A 6,202-nucleotide genomic window follows, 5' to 3' on the forward strand; every position below is an offset into this window, starting at 1 on the left:
GAAATAGAAGGCGAAGCCGGCGTGGGGCTGATGTTGAAAAGCAGCGGCTTTGTGCTGCCGCCGTTGATGTTTGATGAGCATGAAATCGAGGCGGTGGTATTCGGCATGCGTTGGGCGGTGGCTAACGCCGATGCTGCACTGGCGGATGCAGCTAAATCTGCGTTGGCGAAAATCAATGCCGTGTTGCCGGAAAGCCTGTCTGAATTGTTCAAACAACAGGCGCTCTATCCCATTTCTGCGAATCGTACCGATTACGCCCTAACCGAGCAGCAGGTTTTATCGGTTATCCGTGCCGCTTTGCGTGGTAATCGTGCTTTGATTCTTGACTATGCCGATGCCGAAGGTCGTACCAGCCGCCGTACTGTTTGGCCGGTGGCAATGGCGTATTTTGAAGAAAGTCGTTTATTGGCGGCATGGTGTACGTTACGACAAGATTTCCGCCATTTTCGGCCGGATCGCATGATATGCGCAGAGATAGGCGAACCTTACGCTATCCCTCGAGATGTGTTGCTGGCGCAATGGCAACGCAGTATTTGTGTGGATTTGCATCGATTTGATTTTTATTAAAAATTTTATCGAGTGATAAAAACATTGAGGCTGAAGCAGATAACGAACGCTCGTTTTCCGCTTCAGCCTCTAGTTGTTAATCGGATGTTTAGCGGCCGTAGAATCCAGTCAACTGCGCTTGGCCCAGCACTTTGCCGTTTAGATTAAAGCCTAAAACGGCGGGGCTGGTGCCATCGGGCAAATCCAGCGTGGTATTCAGCGCGTAAACGGTAAAGATATACCGATGGGCTTTGTCGCCGGCAGGCGGGCAGGCGCCGATGTAGCCGGCTTCGCCCGCATCGTTTTTCAGCATTTTCGCACCTGCGGGCAGCTGGTTAGCTGCGCCTTGCGCTAATTTTCGGGTGTCGGCGGGAATGTTGTAAACGTTCCAATGCCAAAAGCCGCTGCCGGTCGGCGCATCGGGGTCGTACATGGTTACGACGAAACTTTTGGTTCCGGCCGGTACGTTGCTCCAATGCAATTCCGGGCTGATGTTTTGGCCGGAACAGCCGAAGCTGTTGGCAACTTGCGCGGCTTTGAACTTGGCCTTCGGCCGGATATCGGCGCTGGCCAGCGTCATCTGTTTCTGTGCGGTTTGCGGCTGTCTGACTTGCAGCGTGGGCGCAGCACCGGCCTGCCCGCTGAAGCAGAGTGCCAATACGGTGGCTGTATAAATCAATTTGTTCATTTGATTCTCCTGAAGCTGGTTGAGAAAGATTGAAAACAGGCAGAAAGGGGTATTCTACTGTTAATTTGTATTAAAGCATAAATATGCTATCCGATTTGGAACAGGATAATCAATGCCTGTCTGAAAACGTTCAGACAGGCATTGATTGTTATTGAGCATACGTCAACCCAGTGCTTTTTGCTTTTCGCTTAATTGCCGGTGGATTTCGCGGGCAATTTCCTGCCTTTCGGGGCCGGAAGCGACCGGCTCGAGGAAATGCAGCTCGACAATGCTGGAAGGCTGGCTGACGATAGATCGGATAGATGCCCACAGGCTGATGTCGCCGTAATAAGCGGCATGTGGATTGGGGCTGGTGCCGTCGGGATTGGGATAGCGACAGAGTACCGGCAGAAGGGGAACGCCTGCTTCGTAGGGCGCTTGGAAGAAGCTGGTTTTAAACGGCAGGATGCTGCGGCCTTCTGTGCTGGTGCCTTCGGGGAAAAGAGTTACCGTATCGCCGTTTTTCAAGGCTTCGGTAACATGGCGGATTTTTTCGCTGTTGCCTTCCGTGCCTTTTCTGCGGGCAACGTAAACGGTTTGCGCTTGAGTCGCAAGGTAGCCGATGATGGGCCATTTGGCTACGTCGTTTTTGGCAACGAAACGGCCGGGGAAGGCGGCATTGATGGCCATGATGTCAAGCCATGAAATGTGGTTGCAAATCATCATGCGGCCTTGGCCTGCTTCGGGCAGGGTGCCGTAGGTTTTCAGCTTCATGCCGCAGGCGGCAAGTACGCAGTGCGACCAGATTTGTATGGCGCGCAGTTTGCGTTGTTTACTATAGAAAGGAAACAGAAAAAACATTTCTGCCGCACCGTAAGTGAGGCAGAAGGCAATGCCGAAAAGTCGGAAAATAAGGCGGATTCGGGTCATGTTGAAAGCGGCCGCTTAAATCGGGCGGCCAAAGCCGGGTTTGTGATGTTGGTAGAAGCCTTGTCGGGCTTGATTCTGTTTATGATTATGACAATCTTGGTGCGAAGCGTTGCAGATAGCGGTCGCTCAAGTGATTGATGTCCATCAGAATCAGGATGTCGGCGCAGTTGAAGGCTTCGTCAACGCAAGGCTCGCCGCAAAACCATGCGCCGGCTTTCAGATAGCCTTTAATCAGCGGCGGGCATTCGGGTTGCGGGGTGGGTGTGAGGTTTTCCCATTTGAGCGGGTTGAGCGATTTGACGCACCATTGTTCGGGCGCTAGATATTTGCCTTTTAATGCGTAATAAAGACCTGCGGCGTCGTGCCCGCCATCGAGGGTGCTGATGCTGCCGCAGCCAATCATGAAGCGCAGGTTGTAGTCTTTCATGAATTTTACAAGGCCACTCCACAACAGCATAATCAGGCCGCCGTTGCGATAATCTGGATGGATGCAGGCGCGGCCGAGCTCTACGGTTTGCGACATGATGGGTTGAAGTGGAGAAAGGTCGAATTCGTTGGCGCTATACCATGAGCCCACGGCTTTGGCGCCTGCTTCGGTTAGCAGGCGGTAACAGCCGATCACTTCGCCGGTGGCATCGTTGAAAGCCAATAAGTGATGGCAGTGTTCGTCATATTTATCAATATCGCGGCCCTCTACGGCTTTGATGTCGGCGCCGAGCTCTTTACCGAAAACTTGGTAGCGCAGGCGCTGGGCGGCTTCGATTTCTTGTTGAGTTTCGGCCAGATGAACGCTAAGGCCGATTTTGGGGCCGGTATGGTTGAATTTATGATGAGCAGACATGGTAATTCGGAATAATAATGATGGTAAAGAAACGGCCTCTCGTTAAGAAAGGCCGACAGCTTATTCGCTGGGCGGCGTGTAGCCCTGAACATGGTCGGCGCCTTCGCCGAAGAAATAGTTTTCCATTTGCTGAGCCAGATATTCGCGCGCGCGCGGGTCGGCAAGGCTGAGGCGGTTTTCGTTAATCAGCATGGTTTGGTGACGCGTCCAAGCATCCCATGCTTCTTGAGAGATGTTTTCGAAAATGCGTTTCCCCAATGCGTTGGGCAAAGGGGGAAATTTGAGGCCTGGCGCTTCTTTGCCAAGCTTGATGCAGTGTACCATACGGGTCATGATTTATGCCTTCAGGAAAATTTCTGAGTTTCAAATTGTAATGGATTGGGGCGGCTTTGTATATAAATGCCTGTCTGAAAAATGTTTTCAGACAGGCATTTGGTTTGATTAGGCATTATTTTACCACTAGGCAGAAAATATTCGATTTTCGGCCGCTCGCTTCATATTCTTTGAGCCGTTCGGAAGGCAGCTCGTCGGAAGTGGCGGGGTGGAAACCGCGTTCGATGAACCAGTCGCCGGTGTGGGTGGAGAGGGCGAGGAGCTTGCTTAGGTCGGCGGCTTGGCATCGGGAAATAACGTGTTCGAGCAGTAGCCTGCCGTAGCCGCCGTCTTGTGCTTCAGGGGAAACGACGAGGCAGGCCAGCTCTCCGGTGTGGCTTTCGGGGAAAAGTTTCAGGGCGACGCAGCCGTAAATTTGGCGGTCGTGTTCTAATACGGAAAATTCGCTGATGTGGTTTTCCAGATATTCGCGGCCGCGGCGGGTAAGCACACCCTGTGTTTCCAGCGGGCGGATAAGGCGGATGAGATCGGGAATGTCGCTGCCGGAGGCGGGGCGGATGTTCATAAAAGGCGCTCGGGCAATCGAGGTGCCGCTGCCGTCGCGAGTAAAGAGTTCGCTGATCAGGCTGCCGTCTTGCAGGCCGGAGAGGATGTGGACGCGTTGCACGTGATGTTCTACGGCGTTGAGTGAGGCTTGCAGCAGGCGATATTGGTCGGAACGTATTTGATTTTGTTCCATCAAGGTTTTGGCTTCGGCGGCGGAAAGGTTGGTCAACAATTGACCGCTGCTGTCGAGTATGCCTTCCGCCTCGATGATGAAGATGAGTTTTTCAGCTCCAAGGGCGATAGCGGTGGCCTCGGCGATGTCTGCCATACTGAGGTTGTAGGTTTTGCCGCTGAGGGAGGCGCCGAGCGGGCTGATGAGCACGGTGGCGCCCTCGTTTAACCGTTGCAGCAGGGCTTCGGTGTCGATTTTGCGGACTCGGCCGGTGTAGCCCATGTCGATGCCGTTGATGATGCCGTGCGGGCGGGCGGATACGAAGTTGCCCGAGGCGATGCGCAGGCGCTTGCCGCGTTGCGGCGAATGGGTGGGGCCGACCGACAATGCGGCTTCGATGTCGGCGCGCAGCATGCCGCAGGCTTGTTTGGCGCGGTTTAAGGTGGCTTCGTCGGTTATTCTGCGCCCGTCGTGATAGCGCGGTTCGATGCCTGCTGCTTTGTCCAGCTCGCTGATTTGCCGGCGCGAGCCGTGTACCAAGACCAGTTTGATACCGAGGCTCGAAAGCAGCCCGATGTCGGCGGCGAACTTGGGTAAAACCTGGTTTTCGAGCATGTCGCTGGCGATGCCGATGACCAATGTTTTGTCGCGCAGATAGTCGATATAAGGTGCGGCTTCACGAAAGTCATGAACGAAAGCGGGGGTATTCATCGTGCTTTATATAATGATTGTTAAGTAAAAAAGCTGGATAAACAAAACGGTAAGCGCCACCATGCAGGGCAGTATCCATTTGGTTTCTTCTGAAACCGGCTGGGCAGGCGGCGGTGGGAGCATCGGTTGGACATGTTCTTGATGAATCACGCCGTCGAGCAAATCGGCGATTTCTTGGCGGGAAAGCTGCCGGTGCGAGCGCACTTGGGGGCCGATTTTTTGTATCAGCTTGCTGTCGCTGCCCGCAGAGGGGAAAAGATCGGGGTTGAAGTTTTCCGGCGTCGGGCGAGTGTGGCTACGCGCTTGAAACAAGCCTTGGCAGGTGCGGCAAACCACGTAACCTTGCGCCAGATTGAGCTGGCTGTCTTTAACCCAGAGCTGGGTGCGACAATGCGGGCAAACGCATAAAGGCATGACGTTTTCTTTCGTTGGTATTATGGATAGCGGATATTTTAAGCAATTTCAATGGGATTGCCAATGAAGAAGCGGCGGATAGCTGAATGCCTGTCTGAAAAACGTTTCAGCGGTTTTCAGACAGGCATTCATTACGGCTGGATTCAAACCACGCCGTAACGTTCGCGGTAGGCCTGAACCGGAGCCAGGTATTGCCGGAAGTTGGTATCATTTTCCAACAGGGCGAGCAAATCGCGAAGGTTGGCAATGGAAACGACCGGCAGGCCGTATTGTTGTTCCACTTCTTGCACGGCGGATTTTTCTCCGGTGCCTTTTTCCATACGGTCGAGCGCGATGGCAACGGCGGCGGGCGAAGCGCCTTCGGCCTCAATCAGTTTGACCGATTCGCGTACCGATGTGCCGGCGGAAATCACGTCGTCAATAATCAAAACGCGGCCTTTGAGCGGCGCGCCGACCAAAACGCCGCCCTCGCCGTGGTCTTTCGCTTCTTTCCGGTTATAGGCAAAAGGCACGTTTATTCCGCGCTCGGCCAGCATCATGGCGGTGGCGGCCGCGAGGATGATGCCCTTGTAGGCCGGGCCAAACAGCATGTCAAACGCTATTTTGCTTTCGATAATCGCTTGGGCGTAAAACCTTGCCAATGCAAGGGTGGAGGCGCCGTCGTTAAACAAGCCCGCATTGAAAAAATAGGGCGACTGGCGGCCGGCTTTGGTGGTGAATTCGCCGAACTTCAATACGTTTTGTTCGAGCGCAAATTTAAGAAAATCTTGGCGGAAATCAGACATGATTCAGCTTTCGCAAATTGGGTAGAGAATACGGATTATAAATGAATCTGCGGCGGATAGGCAGGCCGGGCTGTTCGGTATTTTGGGCGCATTATTCGCTTTTCCATTCTCTTGGTTTTGGATTATTCATGAATTCTCCATATCTATCCAATAACGTTGAAAGTGTGCTATCGTGTTTTCATAATGACCTCCATTAGAAAGAATAATTCTACGACTAGCTTCATTATCTTCCTTGCAGGTAACTAAAACACGCTTTA

Annotated in this window: 8 protein-coding genes; 1 reads left to right on the forward strand and 7 read right to left on the reverse strand. The window is 53.2% G+C overall.

The annotated features are described in order from the left end of the window. On the forward strand, positions 1–567 hold a 567-nt coding region (locus tag Q4A84_RS10920; RefSeq protein WP_303088966.1), incomplete at its 5' end, for a YafY family protein. Between the two features lie 88 nt (positions 568–655). Here the strand turns inward: Q4A84_RS10920 and Q4A84_RS10925 are convergent. From Q4A84_RS10925 to pyrE, 7 genes are all read right to left on the reverse strand, one after another. Continuing rightward, the gene (locus Q4A84_RS10925; protein ID WP_303088967.1) at positions 656–1,234 is read right to left on the reverse strand and encodes a YbhB/YbcL family Raf kinase inhibitor-like protein; all 579 of its coding nucleotides are present in this window, start codon (positions 1,232–1,234) and stop codon (positions 656–658) included. A 162-nt stretch (positions 1,235–1,396) separates the two neighbouring features. Then, positions 1,397–2,143 (reverse strand): 1-acyl-sn-glycerol-3-phosphate acyltransferase, encoded by a 747-nt coding sequence (locus tag Q4A84_RS10930; protein ID WP_303088968.1) that lies wholly within the window; start codon positions 2,141–2,143, stop codon positions 1,397–1,399. Between the two features lie 85 nt (positions 2,144–2,228). Further along, positions 2,229–2,984, reverse strand: coding sequence for a GNAT family N-acetyltransferase (locus Q4A84_RS10935; RefSeq protein WP_303088969.1), 756 nt, complete (start codon positions 2,982–2,984; stop codon positions 2,229–2,231). Between the two features lie 60 nt (positions 2,985–3,044). Beyond that, positions 3,045–3,317: an oxidative damage protection protein gene (locus Q4A84_RS10940; protein ID WP_303088970.1), complete on the reverse strand. Its 273-nt coding sequence runs from the start codon at positions 3,315–3,317 to the stop codon at positions 3,045–3,047. A gap of 115 nt (positions 3,318–3,432) precedes the next feature. After that, the gene (gene argA, locus Q4A84_RS10945) at positions 3,433–4,746 is read right to left on the reverse strand and encodes an amino-acid N-acetyltransferase (RefSeq protein WP_303088971.1); all 1,314 of its coding nucleotides are present in this window, start codon (positions 4,744–4,746) and stop codon (positions 3,433–3,435) included. A gap of 6 nt (positions 4,747–4,752) precedes the next feature. Further along, positions 4,753–5,160, reverse strand: a complete 408-nt coding sequence (locus Q4A84_RS10950; protein ID WP_303088972.1) for an MJ0042-type zinc finger domain-containing protein — start codon at positions 5,158–5,160, stop codon at positions 4,753–4,755. Between the two features lie 143 nt (positions 5,161–5,303). Further along, entirely contained in the window at positions 5,304–5,945 is a 642-nt protein-coding gene (gene pyrE / locus Q4A84_RS10955) for an orotate phosphoribosyltransferase (protein WP_303088973.1), read from the reverse strand. Positions 5,946–6,202 lie beyond the last annotated feature (257 nt).

Source organism: Neisseria sp. (assembly GCF_030527965.1).
GTDB lineage: Bacteria > Pseudomonadota > Gammaproteobacteria > Burkholderiales > Neisseriaceae > Neisseria.

Coding starts and splice junctions, on each gene's coding strand:
- argA (WP_303088971.1), bottom strand. CDS start 4,746: ATGAATACCCCCGCTTTCGTTCATGACTTTCGTGAAGCCGCACCTTAT.
- Q4A84_RS10935 (WP_303088969.1), bottom strand. CDS start 2,984: ATGTCTGCTCATCATAAATTCAACCATACCGGCCCCAAAATCGGCCTT.
- Q4A84_RS10950 (WP_303088972.1), bottom strand. CDS start 5,160: ATGCCTTTATGCGTTTGCCCGCATTGTCGCACCCAGCTCTGGGTTAAA.
- Q4A84_RS10925 (WP_303088967.1), bottom strand. CDS start 1,234: ATGAACAAATTGATTTATACAGCCACCGTATTGGCACTCTGCTTCAGC.
- pyrE (WP_303088973.1), bottom strand. CDS start 5,945: ATGTCTGATTTCCGCCAAGATTTTCTTAAATTTGCGCTCGAACAAAAC.
- Q4A84_RS10930 (WP_303088968.1), bottom strand. CDS start 2,143: ATGACCCGAATCCGCCTTATTTTCCGACTTTTCGGCATTGCCTTCTGC.
- Q4A84_RS10940 (WP_303088970.1), bottom strand. CDS start 3,317: ATGACCCGTATGGTACACTGCATCAAGCTTGGCAAAGAAGCGCCAGGC.